We start from the raw sequence: 19,078 nt of genomic DNA on the forward strand, positions 1-19,078 counted from the left end.
TTAAAAATTAACGTTAAATTAAAAGTCAAATTTTAATCCTAGATTAAATCTTGCTTGATAATATTCCATTTGCATTGTTCTAGCAGAAACCCCTTGATAGTAGCGTAAAGGCTGATTTGTAAGATTATTAGCTTCAGCAAAAATTCTTAATTGTTTTGTAAATTTATAGGAAGCATTAGCATCAACAAAGGTTTGTTTGTCATAAAATCTATCATCGAAAGAATCGCCACCAAGTTCATCTAAATAGTCTGCAGTATAATTTAATGAGATACGAGCAGAGAATTTTTTGTTTTCCCACGAAAGAGAACTATTAAACATGTGAGGCGCTGTTCCTGGTAAAGTTACATCTTTTCTTTCATCTCCATCTGCATTTGTAATACCTTCTGCTTTAGAATCTGTGTAAGTATAGTTTAAGTAGATTCCTAATCCTTTAAAGAATTTTCCAGGAATAAAATCTAATTGTCTTTGTACTGCAACTTCAAATCCATATACACTAACTTTTTCTCCATTTCTTTGTTGTGTTAAAGACCAATTTCCTGGATTGATTGTAGGTATTGGATTCACTAAGTTAGGGAAGTCTTGTGTAAATTTTGCATTTGTATATTGATTATCGCGATAAGTATAAATAAAATCATTCATTTTTTTATAAAATACACCTCCTGATAATAAACCAACAGATTTGTAATATTTTTCTAACATTAAATCAAAATTGTATGCGTAAGTAGCTTTTAAGTTTGGATTACCTGCGTCAATTGCAGAATCATCATCAGGTATAACACTTAAAAATGGAGATAAGGCATAGTAATTTGGTCTTGCAATAGATGTTGTAAATGCAGCTCTATATACCCAATCTTTTTCATTATTATATTTAAAAGCTAAACTAGGTAAAACATTTGTATAAGAGTTAGTATTGTTAATTTCTCCTACCAAATCTTCTTCGTTTTCAATATAATTTGCTGTATAATCAATGAAAGTGTTTTCTAATCTCAAACCGGCAATCATAGAAAGTTTATCATTGAAATCCTGATCATATCTTATATATCCTGCATAAATATTTTCTTTTGCTTTGTAATTTAATCCTAAATATTCAGAAGGAATATCTTGTTTGTTGAATATTGCTGAGTTATTAAGGTCTAAATTTCCTAAAAATGAATTGCTTACAAAAGTTCCAGGGATATATTGTGAACCAGCTTGCCAATTTTCTCCACCATATGAGGTGGTTTGAAGCGTGTTAAGATTTCCAAAATCTACAATTGGTTCATATTCGAAAAAATTATTGTTTCTAAATTTATCTTTTATTCTTAATCTTGCTCCAAAGCGAATTCTACCTTTTTGATTTTCAATAATTGAAAAAGGAACTCTAAAATTAATTTTAGCACCTAATTCACTTTCTTCAGTATAGTTTTTGTTTTCAGATAATGTTCTAAATTCAAAATCTTCGGCTAAATTATCTCCAATTCCAGTTATTAATGGGAATCTTGTATTGTTTAAATTCATATCAAAATCTAGACCCTTATTTTGAAACTCGATATAACGTTCATTTGGTCTATCTTCACTAGCTTCTGCATAGTTTACAGACCAATCCATATCTAATTTAGGACTTAATAAATGTTCACCTCCAATAGAATAGTTTTGAACTTTTTGTCTTTCTAAACGCGCGTTTTTATTTTTTTTGTTATCTATACCTCCTTTTGTTTGTCTTCTTACGTCTCCCTCAAACCCAATAATGTTATCATTTACATCATAAATTGGATCTATGCCTCTGTATCTTGCACGATAACGATTTTCTCTGTCATCTCTTATGTTGTACATTGCATTAAAATAAATGCTATTGTTATTGTTAAACTTGTAATCTGTTGCAAATGCAAATGAATTTCTAACTCTTTGTACATCATATTTTCTAACATCATATTCTTCGATATACACGTTATCAAAATCATCTTTAACCCATACAGCTTCTACATTGTCAGATCCAAAAATATTATTAAAGTATGAAGCACTAAATACAACTCCTAATTTGTTTTCCAAATATCTATTTCCATATACAAAACCTGCAGTATAATTTCCTTTTTCACGAATTGGTCCATAACCACCCGCAAGTGTAGCAGAAATTCTTTCGCCATTTGGAGTTGCTCTTGTTATTAAATTTACAGATCCTCCAATTGCATCTGCATCCATATCTGAAGTTAAAGTTTTATTTACTTCAATTGTTGAAATCATATCTGCTGGAATTAAATCCATTTGAACATTTCTATTGTCTCCTTCAGCAGATGGAATTCTATCTCCATTCAAGGTAACAGAGTTTAAGTTAGGTGCTAGACCTCTTATGATTATATTTCTAGCTTCACCTTGATCATTCTGCATGGTGATACCTTGAACTCTTTTTAGTGCATCTCCAATATTTGCGTCTGGGAAACGACCAGTTTGGTCAGATGAAATAACATTTGTAATATTTTGATTGCTTTTTTGTTTATTTAAAGCTTTTGCTTGCCCTCTTAGACGGTCTCCAATAACAACTACATTTTCAAGTTCATTTGAAGCCGTAATTAACACAAATTTTATGTTTGTGTTTTTGCCTGCTTCCACTTTTACTTCTTGGGTTTGTTTTTCATAACCAATATAAGTAATCTCAACTTGGTAATTCCCCTCAGGAATATTTAAAAATTCAAATTCACCATTTTGATTAGAGTACGTATATTTATTAATACCTTCTAATTTTATTGTTGCTCCAGGTAGTGAAAAGTTAGTTTCAGCCTCAGTAATTTTACCGGATATGATTCCGTTTTTTTGTGCATTGACAATCTGGTTAGATGCAAATGCAAGTATTATAAATAATACAATTTTTTTCATTTTTTTTTTGGTTTAGTATTTAAACCGCAATATTAGATGATTAATTCTGCTTACTTGTTATCGTTTATTTACTATAGATTTACTTTTTTGTTATTGAATATTGGTATGTGTTAATAATGTGTTAATAAAAAAAACTCCGGTAATCAGCCGGAGTTTCAATCATCAATCAAAAAACGAACAGTCTTAGACTGTTGTTATCTTTATAGTGTCACACTGAGCGCAGTCGAAGTGTTATCCTAAATACGTTTTTAAAATTTTACTTCTAGAAGTATGTTTTAATCTTCTAATCGCTTTTTCTTTAATTTGACGTACACGCTCACGAGTTAAGTCAAAAGTTTCTCCAATTTCTTCAAGAGTCATAGGATGTTGGTCACCTAAACCAAAATACAAACGAACTACATCTGCCTCTCTTGGAGTTAATGTTTCTAATGCTCTTTCGATTTCAGTTTGTAATGATTCATGAATTAATTCTCTATCTGGATTTGGAGATTCGCCTGAACGTAAAACGTCGTATAAGTTTGAATCTTCTCCTTCAACAAGAGGTGCATCCATAGATAAATGACGACCAGAGTTTTTCATTGACTCTTTTACATCATTAACTGTCATGTCTAATTCTTTTGCAATTTCTTCAGCAGAAGGCGGACGCTCATTAGATTGCTCTAACAACGCATACATTTTGTTGATTTTATTGATAGAACCAATTTTGTTTAATGGTAAACGAACGATACGAGATTGTTCTGCTAGAGCTTGAAGAATGGATTGACGAATCCACCATACTGCGTATGAAATGAATTTAAATCCACGCGTTTCATCAAAACGTTGAGCTGCTTTAATTAATCCTAAATTTCCTTCGTTAATTAAATCAGGAAGTGTAAGTCCTTGATTTTGATATTGTTTTGCTACAGAGACTACGAAACGTAAATTAGCTTTTGTTAATTTTTCTAAAGCTCTTTGGTCTCCAGCTTTAATTCTTTGTGCTAATTCTACTTCTTCGTCAGCGGTTATAAGGTCAACTTTTCCAATTTCTTGTAAATATTTGTCCAGGGAAGCAGTTTCACGATTAGTTACCTGCTTGGTAATTTTAAGCTGTCTCATTTATATTTTCTCCTTACTTTTTAAAAGTTCTGGTAATTATACGTGTCAACATATAAAAAAGTTACACAACTTTATAAAAAACTTATTCAATTATATAATTTTCAATTTTTGCTTTATAAAATTGTATTTTTTGATGCATTTTAAAGAAGAAAATTTTTCTATCTTTTTTGCCAGATTGATTTAAAGATTTGGAGTTATAAAGTTGATTTATAATATATTGTTTTTGTTCTTCGCAAGTGTTTTTGTCAGACGTAACATAATATCCAAGTGCATTGTAGGGAAGGAAAAATGCAGATTTTTCTTTTGAATTAAATAACGCAGAATTATTAAGGATTAATAACTCATTATAATAGAGTTGAAAGTCATCAGTATCTAACTCGCATTTTTTTTCTATTGTTTTAATAATTTCAGTTAAGTCTTCTAAAATATATATAGCATTATTGTACGTTAGTAAACCAGCTTCAAAAAAATAACTTATTTGCTGTAGTGAACTATTTATTGTGGTGTCATTCCAAATTTCAACTCTTTTAGAGTTTTCAAAAAATGTTTTTAAATTATTATTTCCACCTAATACAGATTCGTCAAATGCAAATTCTTCAAAACTAGATTTTTGTTCTTTGTTTAGAAGATTGAACCAGATAAAAAACTTAAATTTTGAAAATAATGTTCCCGAAACTGCATAATTCATAGGAATATCTTTTGCAGCATAATATACTGTTGTTTCTTTTGGATTTAATGTAGTTAGTATTTGATTTGTTTTTTTAAAATAGTCCTTAAAATCAGTTAATGTTGTTATTTCTTTAGTTTTTTCTATTATTAATTGGCCTTTATTTCTGAATAAAGAATCCATTGATAATGAGAAATAATCACAAATTGTTACGGTTTCTTCTATTGAAAATTTACTCTTCATTGAAATTCGTCTATGCGCTGCATCATAGCTAATGTCTAGAATTCTAGCAATTTCCTCATTCAATGAAATGTTTTTTGATATTAGATTCCGAATAGTGGATAATAGAATTTCTTGCGATTTCATATTTTGTGATTTTCACAAATATAAGAAATGAATTAATTAATATTCACATTTATATTTGTGATTATCGAAATATTTTTGTTTTCTAATTAAATAATTATGAGAAAAATAATCAGAGAACATTTAGAATCTTTTCGGGAGCAAGATCTAAAAAAGTATTCAAAGGTTGTAAACCGATATTTTAAAAGAAAATGGCGATTTGTTTTTCTGTTTTTTTTAGCTTCTTGTAGTGTTCAAAATCAAATTAATAAAGATGATTTTAAAAGAATGCCAAAAACGATGTCAATTCGGTTTTATGATAAATTAGATACGATTCAGCATCATTATGGCAATCAATATTTTTCTAGGAGCTTAATAAATGAATTTTCAGATAAAAAAAATATTGATTATGCTGAACCTTTAGAGCTAAAAATAGAAAAAAACGAGTTGTACATAACATTTCAAGATGTTTTAAAGAAACAGTTTGTAATTAAAGTTAGCGGAAAACACCATAAAAAGCGTTTTGTTTTTTATACCAATTATGAAACGATTTCTTTTCCAATACTTTTTATTTCAAAACAAATGACAAAATATACAGTTGAAATCCCGAATAATGAAACTGTTTTATTTAAAAGAAGTTATACCAGTGAAGGAATGCTTTTGTTATTTGGAGCAGAAAACTCTTCAGAAAAAGAATATATTTTTAAAATTATAAAAGATGAATAAGCTGCTTTTGATTATTGGAATATTATGCAGTTTCAATAGTTATTCTCAAAAAGCAAATAGGTTTTCTTTAAATCCTTGGGAAAATGTGAATGGGTATAGATTTGGAGCTGGTTTTAAAGAGAGTTTAGAATTAGAAGCATCATATTTAATAACATCATACCCGCAGAATGATCCTGGTTTTGGTGGTATGATTATGCGAGTTCAGTATATTGGAGCTGGATTGGAATACTTAAGAATTGGTAATATGAATGTATTTGGAACAAAATTGTCATACGAAAATAGTTTTGCATTTTTTTCAGGACAAATAGCATCTGATTTTCTTTTTACTAATGATTCAACTCAAGTAAGAATAATGCCTAAAATTGGTTTGTCCGTTTTCGGATATATAACATTGTACTATGGATGGAATTTAAATCTAATTAAACAAAGTGAATTGCAACCGCAAGAACATAATGTTTCATTGCAAATTAATATATTAAACTAAAAAAATATAAAAATGAAAAAGTCAATAATTTTATTTTTTATTTGCTGTTCTGTTTGGGCGCAAGACACCATTGTTTTTCCTAAAATTGACGCTTTTAAAAGAAATATTTTAGAAGTTAGTTATGGGAAACCACTCGGGAATTTGGCGAATAAGTATGAAAGTTCAATTACAACTGCTTTTTATATGCGTACTAAAATTGCAAAGCGACAGTTTGTTGATTTTGGTGTAGAATTAAGTGGAATTGTGAAAGGAAATAGCATCGATTATAATGCAGAAACTGAAAATATTCGGTTAGATGGAAGTAAGTCGGCACTTTTCTTAGGGTTTCGTTATACTCGGTTTTTATTCCAATCTAAGAATGAAAATTTCCATATCGAATCTAATTCAGGAATTGGCTGGAAATACCTGCATTACTCAAAACCAGAAGATGAAATTTATGATGAGTTAGATATAAAGCCAACGTTAAATACAATAGCCGTGTCGCAAGGTATAAAAATTGTTCTTTACGGATTTGGATTGCACTGCAATTATCAATATTCGCCCTATACACTATTTAATTCAAAAGTTGAGAGAAATTTTGGAGCGTCATCAATTAATTTTGGTATTTCTGGTAGTTGGAACTTTTAGCCTCAAAAACCAAAAACCCCAATTCAAAATTTTGAATTGGGGTTTTTATATGAACTAATAATTAAGTATTAACCTTGTGGCGTATCCTTTTTTTCAATAGGTCTTTCTTCTCTTGGAGGTCTTGGTAAAAGTGCTTTTCTTGACACTTTTTCTTTACGTGTTTTAGGATCAACACCTAAGTATTTCACCATAAAAACGTCACCCATGTTCACTACATCAGTAACATTTTCTGTTCTTTCCCAAGCCAATTCTGAAACGTGTAATAAAACTTCATTTCCTGGTGCTTGTGTATATTCTACAACAGCTCCAAAATCTAACATTTTAATTACTTTTACTTCATAAGCTTCTCCCATTGCTGGTTTGAAAATGATAGAATCAATCTTAGCTAATACTGCTGCAATTCCGTCAGGATCAGTTCCAAGAATTTCAACAACTCCTTGTTCGTCAACCTCATTAATTACGATAGTAGTTCCAGTAGCTTTTTGTAATTCTTGAATTACTTTTCCACCAGGACCAATTAACGCTCCAATGAAAGCTCCAGGAATGGTTCTCATGATAATTTTTGGAGCATGAACTTTAACATCAGTATTTGGTTTCGCCAATGTTTCAGTTAATTTTCCTAAGATATGTAAACGTCCATCACGAGCTTGAGCTAAAGCTTGCTCCATGATTTCATATTTTAATCCGTCAATTTTAATGTCCATTTGACATGCTGTAATTCCTTCTGAAGTACCCGTTACTTTAAAGTCCATATCTCCTAAGTGATCTTCATCTCCTAAAATATCAGATAAAACAGCAAAACGTTCTCCGTCAGTAATTAATCCCATTGCAATTCCAGAAACCGGACGAATCATTTGAACTCCAGCATCCATCAAAGCTAATGTTCCAGCGCAAACAGTTGCCATTGAAGATGAACCGTTAGATTCTAATACTTCAGAAACAATTCTGATTGTATAAGGATTTTCAGCAGGAATCATATTTTTCAACGCTCTTTGCGCTAAGTTTCCATGACCAACTTCTCTTCTTGAAGTTCCTCTTAACGGACGAGCTTCTCCTGTAGAAAATGGTGGAAAATTATAGTGTAAATAGAATTTTTCTTCACCTTGCTCGCTAGGCGAGTCGATTTGGTTTGCTTCTCTAGAAGTTCCTAAAGTTGCAGTTGCCAAAGCTTGCGTTTCTCCACGTGTAAATAATGCCGAACCGTGAACAGATGGTAAATAATCTACTTCACACCAAATTGGTCTGATTTCTGTAGTTTTTCTTCCGTCTAAACGAGTTCCTAAATCTAAAGTTACATTACGAACTGCTTCTTTATTGGTTTTATAGAAATATTTAGAAACTAAATCTCCATTTTCTGCCAATTCTTCTTCAGTAAACAATGCTTTTACTTCTTCTTTTACAGCATCAAATGCAGCTGAGCGTTCGTGTTTAGCTGAACCTTTACTTGCAATAGCGTAAATTTTATCATAAGCTGCTGCTTTTACTTTAGCGTAAATAGCATCATCAGATTTTTCAGTTTCGTATGTACGAACTTCTTTTTTTCCAAAAGCAGTTGCTAATCTTTCTTGCGCTGCAATTTGTACTTTAATGTGTTCGTGAGCAAATTTAATTGCTTCTAGCATTTCTGCTTCTGAGATTTCTTTCATTTCTCCTTCTACCATTGCGATAGAATCAGTTGAAGCTCCAATCATCATGTCAATATCAGACAATTCTAATTGTGCACGAGATGGGTTGATGATGAATTTTCCATCAATTCTTCCAACTCTAGCTTCAGAAATTAAAGTTTCAAAAGGAATATCAGACAATGCAAGTGCTGCCGAAGCTGCTAAACCTGCAAGTGCATCTGGCATAACATCCTCGTCATGAGACATTAACTGAATCATAACTTGAACTTCTGCATGGTAATCTGATGGGAAAAGTGGACGCAATACACGGTCAACTAATCTCATGGTTAATACTTCGCTGTCGCTTGGACGTGCTTCTCTTTTGAAAAAACCTCCTGGAAAACGACCTGCTGCAGCAAATTTTTCACGATAATCTACCGTTAATGGTAAAAAATCGATGCCTGGACTTGCTTTTCTTGCGGAAACAACTGTACCTAAAATAACAGTCTTTCCAATTCTTACTACTACAGAGCCGTCTGCTTGTTTGGCTAAACGACCTGTCTCGATTGTGATGCTTCTGCCATCACCTAAATCGATGCTTTCTACAAATAATTGTGGAATCATAATTAATTCTCTAATTGATTAAACAATGGGTTTTAGTTGTGTTGTTGTGTGTGTAGTTGTTTATAACCCAATGAAAAACCAAACTTTTTCTGTCAATATAAAAAAACAAAAAGGGGCACAAAGCCCCTTTAGTTGATTATTTTCTAATACCTAATTCTTTAATAATCTCACGATATCTGTTGATATCTTTTTTCTTTAAATAGTCAAGAAGACTTCTTCTTTTTCCTACTAAAAGTACTAATGAACGCTCTGTGTTAAAATCATGACGATTTTTTTTCAAGTGCTCTGTTAAGTGAGAAATTCTAAATGTAAATAATGCGATTTGCCCTTCAGCAGATCCAGTGTTTTCAGCTTTACCTCCGTGTTTAGCGAAAATTTCAGCTTTTGTTTCTTTAGTCAAGTACATGCTAATATTATTTTAAATGATTATTATGTATGAATTGTATGGTTGCAATTCGGATGCAAAGGTAGTTTTATTTTTTAAAATCACAAGTAATTATAAAAATAACTTTGCTACTTCTTGATTTACAAATTCTAAAAAGCGCTCGTCTGCTTCAGTAAATGGATCTATTACATGAGAATCAATATCGATTTGACCAATGTTTTTTCCATCAACAAATAAAGGAACTACAATTTCTGATTTTACTGTAAAACTACATGCAATATAATTGTCTTGTGCTTTTACATCTGGTACTACAAAATTAGCGTTTGATTCTGCAACTTGTCCGCAAATTCCTTTTCCAAAAGGAATTACAGTATGATCAGTTTCTGCTCCTACATAAGGTCCTAAATGCAAGGTTTTTGTTTCATGATTAGCAAAGTAATAACCTACCCAATTATAATAGTCTATAGAATCGGTTAGTAATTGGCAAACCGCTAATAATTTTTCATCTCTTGTTGTGTTTTCTTTTGTTAGTATCGAAGAAACTAAAGGTTTTAAATTTTCAAAACTCATTTTTTTATTTTTTTTACAAAAGTATTTATTCCTGCGTATTAAAAATTCTATATTTTTGTTAAAAATTCACAGTTTGAAAAATATTTTTTCTCAATACAAACCTTTCTTTGTTTTTTTATCAAAGTTCCTGCTTTTTTATGTGGTTTTTACCTTTATATATAAAGTGTATTTAAATCAATATAATGTTGCTAAGAATGAAGTGGATTTTTTTACTGAAGTTGTGGCAAAACAAACGGTATATCTATTGAATCTATTTGCAGATACTTCTCATACATTTCCTCATGAATTTGAATATTCTATTAAGCTTTTTTACAACCATAAATATGTAGCACGAGTTGTTGAAGGATGCAATGCTATTAGCGTAATGATATTATTTGCTGCCTTTGTTTTTTCGTTTTCAACTCAATGGAAGAAAACAAGTTTATATATTGGACTAGGAATACTATTAATTCATATTTTAAATGTAGTTAGAATTGCATTATTATGCTATGCTCTATATTATTATCCAGATTATGAAAAAATATTGCACGGTAGTATTTTTCCATTATTCATTTATGGTGTGGTATTTTTGTTGTGGATTTTATGGATAACTAAATTTTCTGGCTATGTTAAAAAAAATTAGTAATCATAAAATGCGTGTTTTATTTCTTTTTTTGTTTTTAGTAGGATTAGTTATGGTACGTGTATTTGAAGATGATCTTTTTTATGATCCATTTTTATCTTTTTTTATGAATAACACTAAAACTCAATCCTTACCTGATTTTGATGGTTTAAAATTGTTTTTTGGATTATTCTCAAGGTATTTATTAAACACATTACTTTCATTAGGTATTATTTATTTACTCTTTAAACAAATACAACTAGTTCAGTTTTCTGCTATATTGTTTTTGGTTTTATTTGCGATTTTAATACTCTTGTTTTACGCTGTTTTGTTTCTTTCAAGTCAGCCAGACTATCTTATTTTATTTTATTTAAGACGCTTTTTAATTCAACCGATTTTTTTAGTTCTTTTTATTCCAGCATTTTATTATCAGCAAATTGCAAAATAAATAGTACTTTTGCAGTAATGAATTTCAGAAAACACATAAGTATACTTCTTGCTTCTCTAGTATTGCTTGCCAATCTAGGGTTAAGTTTCGCTGTGCATTATTGTAAGGATGAAATTGCATCGGTTTCTTTTCAATATCAAGAAGACGAACCTTGTGTTGAAGATCTAAAATCTTGTTGTGCTAAAGAAGATTCTCACGACTCTTGTTGTTCAAATAAAGTAATAAAAGTTGAGAAAAAGACCGATGATATATTGGTAAATAACTTTCAATTAGATTTAGAACCAACTGTTTTTAATGCCGATTGGAAACCAAATTTAGTTGCATTTGAAACAGTTATTGCAACCTCTAATGAAGTTGCTTTTTATTGCGATTCACACGCACCGCCTCTCTACAAACTTTACTGTCAATTGGTTTTTTACGCATAAGTTTATTGTTTTTTATTCTGTAAATCAAAGAATTAATAACAATAAATAAATTATTATGTTTAAAAAAATAGCGTTTTTGCTATTCTTTGTTTCAAGTTTTGTTTATTCTCAAGAAACCATAAAAGGAATAGTTACAGACGAAAATAATCAACCTTTATTAGGTGCTAATGTGTTTTGGTTCAATACATCAATAGGAACCACAACAGACGAAAATGGAAATTTCTCCATTAAAAAAAATCTAGAGACTTCCTCTTTAGTAATAAGTTACATTGGTTTTGAAACTAAAAAAATAGAAATTACTTCTAGCACAATCTCTGTGGTTTTAAAAGAAGTAAAAACTTTAAATGAAGTAACAATTACCAAAACCAAAAAAGGAACCGAACATTCTTTATACAAAGTTCAAAATGTGCAAGTAATGGGGCAAAAAGAGTTGTTAAAAGCAGCTTGTTGTAATTTGTCTGAAAGCTTTAGTACCAATCCATCTATCGATGTTAATTTTTCAGATGCCGTAACAGGAAATCGTCAAATAAAAATGTTAGGATTAACAAGTCCTTATATTTTAATTACGGAAGAAAATATTCCTTCGGTTCGTGGCGCTTCGCAAGCTTACGGATTGTCTTTTGTGCCAGGAACTTGGGTAGAAAGTATTCAGATTACTAAAGGTGCTGGAAGTGTAATTAATGGTTATGAAAGTATTTCAGGACAAATCAATTATGAAGTTCTTAAGCCTATAAACGATATTCCATTTTTCTTAAATACCTATGGTTCTCAAGACGGTCGTTATGAAATCAACACCCATTTTAACAACAAATTTTCAGATAAATTAAGTTCTACATTGTTTTTGCATGGTAATACCAGACAAAATAAAAACGATATGAATGATGATGGATTTTTAGATGGTCCAGTCGGAAAACAAGTAAATGTTTTAAATCGTTGGCAATATAATGATGCCGAAAATGGCATTGTCAGTTTTTTAAATGTTCGCTACATGAACGATGAAAAGCAAGCAGGGGAAATGGATTTTAATCCTGATACGGATAGATTAACCACAAACGCTTGGGGAAGTGAAATCAATACTGAAAAAATAGAAATCTCAAACAAAACAGGTTACGTTTTTCCAGATATGCCGTATCAAAGTTTTGGTTTTCAAAATTCATTTCAATCACATAAGCAAGAATCGTATTTTGGTTTAAGTCAGTATGATATTCAACAAAAAAGTTTTTATTCTAACTTGTTGTTCAATTCGATTATCAACAACACCAAGAATAAATTCACAACCGGTTTAAATTTTACTTATGATGATTATAACGAGTTTGTAAATGTGAATTTCAGTCGCGATTTTTCAAGAATTGATAATTCTGTTGGTGCTTTTTTTGAGTACACGTTTGATAATACTGATAATTTTAGTTTAGTAGCCGGAGCAAGAGTTGATAATCACAATCGTTTAGGAACTTTTATCACGCCAAGATTACACATTCGTTACAATCCATGGAAAGAAGCTGTAATTAGAGCTTCAGCCGGAAGAGGAAAACGAGCTGCTAATATTTTTGCTGAAAACCAACAATTATTTGCTTCCAATAGAAATTTCTCAATCTTAAATACAGACGGAAAATTGTATGGGTTAAATCCGGAGATTGCATGGAATTATGGATTGAGTTTTATTCAAAAATTCAAATTAGCAGGAAAAGATGCTGAGGTGATTTTAGATTACTACAGAACAGATTTTCAAAATCAAGCAGTTGTAGATGTCGATAATTCTCCTCAAGACGTTTTGTTTTATAATTTAAAAGGGAAAAGTTTTGCGAATTCATTTCAAGCCGAATTTTCAATTGATTTGATGACGCATTTAACCTTTAAAACGGCTTATAAATATTACGATGTACAAACGCAATTTACAACAGGTCAATTGCAAAGAGCTTTACAAGCAAAACATAGAGTTTTTGGAAATTTAGCTTATGAAACGCATATCAAAGATAAAGGGCAACAATGGAAATTTGATGTAACATACAATTGGTTAGGCGAACAACGTTTGCCATTTACACAATCTAATCCGGTGCAATATCGTTTAGATGAGTATGCACCTGCGTTTGGTGTTTTAAATGCTCAAGTTACAAGAACGTTTTCAAGTACTTTTGAGATATATATAGGAGGTGAAAACATGGGGAATTACAAACAAAAGAATGGAATTGTTCAAAATGAAAACCCTTTTGGTACTTATTTTGATAGTAGTATGATATATGGACCCACTTTTGGTGCGATGTATTACGCTGGATTGCGATTTAAAATTAAATAGAATTAAGATTTGAGTATTAAGTATTAAGTATTAAGATAAAAAAATAATAACATGAAAAAAATCATTTTAATTGTGCTGGTATCTTTAATTGGAATATCAGTTCAAGCTCAGGAAAAGAAAAGTAAAAACAAAAAAGTAGAATTCAAAGTAGCTGGAAATTGTGAAATGTGCGAAAAGCGAATTGAAAAGGCTGCATTTTCAGTTAAAGGAGTTAAAAGTGCCGATTGGCATGCCGATCATGGAGATATTCATTTAATTATTGATGAAACAAAATGCTCTAAAGAAGATGTTGCAAAAGCTATCGCTGCTGTAGGACATGATACAGGTTCTATAAAAGCAGATGATGCTGTTTATGATCAACTTCATGGTTGTTGTTTATATGAAAGAATGGAATAGTAAAAAATCCGATTAGAATTTCTAATCGGATTTTTTGTTAAAAATAATTATAAATTAATATTTCTATTAAAAATATACTATACATTTGTACTTTCTTTTAGGTAAAAAGTGAAATCAAGTTTGAATAAATTTAAAAAATTGTTTCCGTTTTTCATACTCCCATTATTCATGTGGGCTATTGGTGTTGGATCTAATCCGAACACGAATACGGGAATTAAATCTCAAGTTGAATTTCATCAAAATAATAACACAGCTAATTTTTTCCATTATCACACTCTTGAGGTGGAAGAAAGTGAGTTTGTCTTTATAGAATCTGAACCTGAATTTGAAGTTGAGTTAGATTGGTTTTTAGTTAATTCCAAGGCTGTTAAATTTAAAAACACAGATTTAAAACAAAGCTCAAATTCATACACTACATTACTATTAACTTCTAAAGAAACTATTCCACTTTACGATTTATATTGTAATTGGAAGTTTCATCTTTCTTAATACACCTTTAATTTTTATCACATCATTATTTTGATTGTGATTCTTCACTGTGTATTAATTTATTTCATTAATCAATGAAAACACATAACGTTGGTTTTGACGAACATGAAGTTCTTCATAACTTAACCCATTATTTACCAGCACAAAATCCATTAAAAGACTTTGTGCATCACAATACGTTACACGCTTTTCAAAACAAAAAATTTCATGAAGCTTTACTAGAAGCATCAGCAATTTTTGGTTATAAAACGTATTTGTCTATTGCCGATTTTAGACAGCGATTTGCTAATAAAGAAATCAATGAAGCGGTTTTAGATAGCGTTATTGTAAAAGCAAAAGGAGCTTTTAATCTTTCAGTTTGGAAAGATAAATTATTGAAAACAAATTATGATGAATCTGTTTCTCCAAGAATAGGAAGCTTGCGTTCTAATTGGAAAAAATATTATGCTATAAATCTTGAAAAATCTACGCATAGTTTATTGTTTAGAGTGTTGTGTAGTTATTTAGATCAAGGTATTGCCATTTGGAATTTTCCAATTCACGATAAAGGTTTTTTAGCTTCAATAAAAGAATTAGAGAAAAATACTTTTAAAGGAATTTTTAACTCAAATAGAGCAAAAAAATTACTACAAGATGACGCTTCCATTACACAATTACTAGAGTTAATTGTGGGAAAAGAAGAGTTGTTTGAACAGTATTTGTTCGATCAGCAATTTGGTCATCCTGGTTGGAGCGGAATGGTAGCTACTATTGAAAATAATCCGAGTTCTTTATTAGATACAAAGCAAATTACGTTAGAAGAATTAATAAAATTTGAATTGCTTTTAGAGATTGATACTTTAGATACTAAGTTCAATGATATTTGGGCGCCTCTTGGATTTAAAATAGAAAATCAAGAATTTTTATTGTTTGAAAAAGTTGAGTATAATGAACTTTTTGATGTATTATCTATTTGGCAACAAGCATTTGAATGGAATTTATATGACGCAGTTTTATCAAACGTTCAAAATGTAAAAGAAGTTAAACTAGAAAATACGCCTAGCTTTCAAGGAATGTTTTGTATGGACGACAGAGAATGTTCGTTTAGAAGACATATAGAACATATTGATGCAGCAGCTTCTACTTATGGAACAGCCGCTTTCTTTAATTTCGAATTCTTTTATCAGCCTGTAAACGGAAAATTTTACACTAAATTATGTCCGGCACCAGTAACGCCAAAATACTTAATTAAAGAAGAACATAGAAAGAAAAAACATGCAAAAGATTTTCATTATCACAAACAAACGCACTCGTTGTTTTTTGGTTGGATAATTAGTCAAACCTTAGGTTTTTCATCGGCTTTAAAATTATTCTTAAATATTTTTAAACCTTCTATGTCGCCAGCTACAACAGCTTCGTTTAAACATTTACATAAAAAATCGAAATTGGTCATCGAAAACAAAGATGCCAATCAGAGAGAATCTGATTTACAAATTGGGTTTTCTGTAGAAGAAATGGCTAATAGAGTAGAAGGTTTGTTAAAAAGTATTGGACTTGTAACTGATTTTTCACCTATTGTTTATGTAGTAGGTCACGGAGCAACTAGTATCAATAATACGCATTACGCAGGTTATGATTGTGGTGCTTGTTGTGGAAGACCAAGTTCTGTAAATGCTAAAGTAGCATCATTTGCAGCAAATCATCCTAGTGTAAGAGCAATTTTAAAAGAGCGTGGCATCGATATTCCCGTTGCTACTCAGTTTTTACCCGCTTTACATGATACTACTCGAGATGAGATTGCTTTTTATGATGAAGATACCTTGTCTGATGAAAATAGAATTTTACATCAACAAAACGTTATTACCTTCACAAAAGCACTAGATAATAATGCTAAAGAACGTTCAAGACGTTTTGATACTATTGACTCTACAGATACATTAGAAAAAGTACATGAAAAAGTAAAACGTCGTTCACTTTCATTATTTGAACCACGTCCAGAGTTAAATCATGCTACAAATGCAATGTGTATCGTGGGAAGAAGAAGTTTGTCAAAACAGTTGTTTTTAGACAGACGTTCTTTTTTAAATTCTTATGATTACGAAGTAGATCCATCTGGAGATTATTTGTCTATTATTTTAGGTGCAGTTGCGCCAGTAGGCGGAGGAATTAATTTAGAATATTATTTCTCAAGAGTAGACAATCAAAAACTAGGAGCTGGTTCTAAATTACCTCATAATGTTATGGGATTAATTGGAGTTGCTAATGGAATTGATGGCGATTTACGACCAGGTTTACCAAGTCAAATGATTGAAGTTCACGACCCAGTTAGATTATTAGTTATCGCAGAACATTTTCCAGAAAAGGTATTGTATGCGATTTCAAAAAATCCGGCAACTTATGAATGGTTCAAGAACGATTGGGTAAAATTAGTAGCGGTTCATCCAGAAACAAAAGAACTTTTTGTGTTTGAAGATGAGAAATTCATTTCATATGAGCCGTTGCAAGCTGTTAATTTTATTGCCGATGAATTACAGTTAGCTGAAACTACAAAAGAGAATCTACCAACAGGAATATTTACAAATACATTTTAAGTCATGAACGAGATATTACAATATTTTATACTGTTACCGTTTTTAGGCTTTATCATTAGTTTGTTTTTGCCTGAATCGAAAGAGAAAGCTATCTCATGGACGGCTTTTGGAACGGTTTTTTTACAACTTATAGGGCTAGTTGGTTTTATCATTTTTTGGATAATAGACGGAGCGCAAGATTTAAACTTAGTAGAATTATCAGTTTTAAAAACAGCTCATTATGAGTTTTTTATTGATTTCTATTTTGATCAAATTTCTGCCGTTTATTTATTCATTGGTGCTTTATTAACTTCAATGATTACTACTTATAGTCGCTATTATTTACATAGAGAAAAAGGATACAAACGTTTTTTTAATACTGTTTTGTTTTTCTTTTTCGGATACAACTTAGCTATTTTATCAGGAAATTTTGAAACGTTATTCATTGGTTGGGAAATCATTGGAATTTCGTCTTTTCTTTTAATTGCTTTTTATAGAGAGCGTTATTTGCCAGTTAAAAATGCATTTAAAGTATTTTCAATTTATCGAATAGGTGATGTGGGATTACTATTAGCTATGTGGGCAAGTCATCATTTATTTCATGAAAATATTACCTTCATGAAGTTGAATAACTACGAATTGGTTAATGAACACTTGCAAAGTCATTCAATGATAGGTATTTTTATTGCGCTTTGTTTGGCTTGTGCTGCGGCTGCAAAATCAGCTCAAATTCCATTTTCATCTTGGTTACCAAGAGCAATGGAAGGGCCAACGCCTTCAAGTGCTATTTTTTACGGATCGCTGTCGGTGCATTTAGGAGTTTTCTTAATGTTGAGAACATATCCTTTTTGGGAGCACCAAACATCTATGCGAATTGCTATCGGATTAATGGGATTAACTACGAGTTTGGCAGCATCGGTTATGGCTAGAGTTCAGTCATCTGTGAAAAGTCAAGTAGCCTATAGTTCTATTTCTCAAATTGGAATTATTTTCATTGAAATTGCTTTAGGTTTCGAAACCTTAGCTTTAATTCACTTTGCTGGAAACGCCTTTTTAAGAACCTATCAATTATTAGTTTCTCCATCAGTGGTAAGTTACTTAATTCGTGATCAGTTTTATAATTTCAAACCAAGAGAAAAAGCAATCGAAGATTCGTATCCAAAGAAAATCGAATACACGCTTTATATTTTAGCTTTAAAAGAATTCAATTTAGAAGGGTTTTTAAATATGGTTTTATGGAAACCTTTGAAAATCATTGGAAAATCATTGGATTTCTTAAATATAAAACGAATTTATTTCTTTTTCATTCCTATTTATGTAATGGGGTTAATCACTTATAAATTCAAATTGCATTTGCCGTATCAAATGACAAATATACTTCCAGAATTGTTTGCTTTTATTGGATTAGTATTTGTTTTTAAATCCTTTTCGGAAAGAAAAAGTCCATTTTTAGCTTGGATTTTAATTGTCTTAAACCATTTCTGGATAGCATTAGCAATAGTTTTTAATGATAAAGTAAGTATAAGTGAAATTGCTTATTATTTAGCCGGTATTATTGTTGCCGGAACTGTAGGTTATTTAGCGTTGTTACAATTAAGAAAATTAGAAAACAAAATACTAATCAGTCAGTATTTAGGACATGTTTATGAACACCCTAAGTTTGCTTTCTTTTTCTTATTGGCTACTCTAGGTATTACAGGATTCCCTATCACAACTACATTTATTGGAGAAGATTTGTTATTTAGTCACATTGAAAGTAATCAACTTTTCTTAGCCTTTTTTATTGCATCGAGCTTTGTAGTTTCGGGTATTGCCGGAATTCGTATTTATGCTCGTTTATTTCTTGGTCCTCATGTAAAAACATATCATGAGTTACCGTATAAATCATCTTAATACATTATTC

General features: G+C 30.7%; 17 protein-coding genes. 11 read left to right on the forward strand and 6 right to left on the reverse strand.

Annotated elements, in window-relative coordinates; genetic code table 11:
* Nucleotides 1-18 precede the first annotated feature (18 nt).
* The 3 genes from GFJ99_RS03450 to GFJ99_RS03460 all read right to left on the reverse strand — a co-directional run bounded on the left by GFJ99_RS03450 (nucleotide 19) and on the right by GFJ99_RS03460 (nucleotide 4,978).
* Nucleotides 19-2,850: a TonB-dependent receptor gene (locus GFJ99_RS03450; RefSeq protein ID WP_153207539.1), complete on the reverse strand. Its 2,832-nt coding sequence runs from the start codon at nucleotides 2,848-2,850 to the stop codon at nucleotides 19-21.
* Nucleotides 2,851-3,081: 231 nt separating this feature from the next.
* Entirely contained in the window at nucleotides 3,082-3,945 is an 864-nt protein-coding gene (locus tag GFJ99_RS03455) for an RNA polymerase sigma factor RpoD/SigA (protein ID WP_008256407.1), read from the reverse strand.
* An 82-nt stretch (nucleotides 3,946-4,027) separates the two neighbouring features.
* The gene (locus GFJ99_RS03460) at nucleotides 4,028-4,978 is read right to left on the reverse strand and encodes a helix-turn-helix domain-containing protein (RefSeq protein WP_040470631.1); all 951 of its coding nucleotides are present in this window, start codon (nucleotides 4,976-4,978) and stop codon (nucleotides 4,028-4,030) included.
* A 96-nt stretch (nucleotides 4,979-5,074) separates the two neighbouring features.
* Here GFJ99_RS03460 and GFJ99_RS03465 point away from each other — a divergent pair, with 96 nt between their 5' ends.
* From GFJ99_RS03465 to GFJ99_RS03475, 3 genes are read left to right on the forward strand one after another with little or no spacing between them, the layout of a single operon-like run.
* Complete coding sequence (locus tag GFJ99_RS03465) at nucleotides 5,075-5,680, forward strand: hypothetical protein (protein WP_008256410.1); 606 nt, start codon at nucleotides 5,075-5,077, stop codon at nucleotides 5,678-5,680.
* Nucleotides 5,673-6,164, forward strand: coding sequence for a hypothetical protein (locus tag GFJ99_RS03470; RefSeq protein WP_153207540.1), 492 nt, complete (start codon nucleotides 5,673-5,675; stop codon nucleotides 6,162-6,164). Before GFJ99_RS03465 ends, GFJ99_RS03470 begins: the two co-directional genes overlap by 8 nt.
* A gap of 12 nt (nucleotides 6,165-6,176) precedes the next feature.
* Nucleotides 6,177-6,791, forward strand: a complete 615-nt coding sequence (locus tag GFJ99_RS03475; protein WP_008256414.1) for a hypothetical protein — start codon at nucleotides 6,177-6,179, stop codon at nucleotides 6,789-6,791.
* Between the two features lie 68 nt (nucleotides 6,792-6,859).
* Here the strand turns inward: GFJ99_RS03475 and GFJ99_RS03480 are convergent, their stop codons facing one another.
* From GFJ99_RS03480 to GFJ99_RS03490, 3 genes are all read right to left on the reverse strand, one after another.
* Nucleotides 6,860-9,019, reverse strand: coding sequence for a polyribonucleotide nucleotidyltransferase (locus tag GFJ99_RS03480; protein WP_008256423.1), 2,160 nt, complete (start codon nucleotides 9,017-9,019; stop codon nucleotides 6,860-6,862).
* Nucleotides 9,020-9,155: 136 nt separating this feature from the next.
* On the reverse strand, nucleotides 9,156-9,425 hold the full coding sequence (gene rpsO / locus GFJ99_RS03485; RefSeq protein ID WP_008256427.1) for a 30S ribosomal protein S15: 270 nt from the start codon (nucleotides 9,423-9,425) through the stop codon (nucleotides 9,156-9,158).
* Nucleotides 9,426-9,515: 90 nt separating this feature from the next.
* On the reverse strand, nucleotides 9,516-9,974 hold the full coding sequence (locus GFJ99_RS03490) for a GAF domain-containing protein (protein WP_153207541.1): 459 nt from the start codon (nucleotides 9,972-9,974) through the stop codon (nucleotides 9,516-9,518).
* 73 nt (nucleotides 9,975-10,047) lie between these two features.
* Between GFJ99_RS03490 and xrtF the strand changes: the two genes are divergently transcribed.
* The 8 genes from xrtF to GFJ99_RS03530 all read left to right on the forward strand — a co-directional run bounded on the left by xrtF (nucleotide 10,048) and on the right by GFJ99_RS03530 (nucleotide 19,068).
* Nucleotides 10,048-10,596 carry an exosortase family protein XrtF gene (gene xrtF / locus GFJ99_RS03495; protein WP_238990064.1) on the forward strand — a complete coding sequence of 183 codons (549 nt, stop codon included), beginning with the start codon at nucleotides 10,048-10,050 and terminating at the stop codon, nucleotides 10,594-10,596.
* Nucleotides 10,580-11,023 (forward strand): exosortase F system-associated protein, encoded by a 444-nt coding sequence (locus GFJ99_RS03500; protein WP_153207543.1) that lies wholly within the window; start codon nucleotides 10,580-10,582, stop codon nucleotides 11,021-11,023. Before xrtF ends, GFJ99_RS03500 begins: the two co-directional genes overlap by 17 nt.
* Nucleotides 11,024-11,040: 17 nt before the next feature.
* Nucleotides 11,041-11,448: a hypothetical protein gene (locus GFJ99_RS03505; protein ID WP_008256435.1), complete on the forward strand. Its 408-nt coding sequence runs from the start codon at nucleotides 11,041-11,043 to the stop codon at nucleotides 11,446-11,448.
* Between the two features lie 55 nt (nucleotides 11,449-11,503).
* Nucleotides 11,504-13,741 carry a TonB-dependent receptor gene (locus tag GFJ99_RS03510; protein WP_153207544.1) on the forward strand — a complete coding sequence of 746 codons (2,238 nt, stop codon included), beginning with the start codon at nucleotides 11,504-11,506 and terminating at the stop codon, nucleotides 13,739-13,741.
* A 51-nt stretch (nucleotides 13,742-13,792) separates the two neighbouring features.
* Nucleotides 13,793-14,137 (forward strand): heavy-metal-associated domain-containing protein, encoded by a 345-nt coding sequence (locus GFJ99_RS03515; RefSeq protein WP_153207545.1) that lies wholly within the window; start codon nucleotides 13,793-13,795, stop codon nucleotides 14,135-14,137.
* A 120-nt stretch (nucleotides 14,138-14,257) separates the two neighbouring features.
* On the forward strand, nucleotides 14,258-14,626 hold the full coding sequence (locus tag GFJ99_RS03520; RefSeq protein ID WP_153207546.1) for a hypothetical protein: 369 nt from the start codon (nucleotides 14,258-14,260) through the stop codon (nucleotides 14,624-14,626).
* A gap of 74 nt (nucleotides 14,627-14,700) precedes the next feature.
* On the forward strand, nucleotides 14,701-17,196 hold the full coding sequence (locus GFJ99_RS03525; protein WP_153207547.1) for a YbcC family protein: 2,496 nt from the start codon (nucleotides 14,701-14,703) through the stop codon (nucleotides 17,194-17,196).
* 3 nt (nucleotides 17,197-17,199) lie between these two features.
* Nucleotides 17,200-19,068 (forward strand): proton-conducting transporter membrane subunit, encoded by a 1,869-nt coding sequence (locus GFJ99_RS03530; RefSeq protein ID WP_238990065.1) that lies wholly within the window; start codon nucleotides 17,200-17,202, stop codon nucleotides 19,066-19,068.
* Nucleotides 19,069-19,078 lie beyond the last annotated feature (10 nt).

The sequence above is a fragment of the Flavobacterium sp. LMO6 genome (assembly GCF_009495795.1).
Lineage (GTDB): Bacteria > Bacteroidota > Bacteroidia > Flavobacteriales > Flavobacteriaceae > Flavobacterium.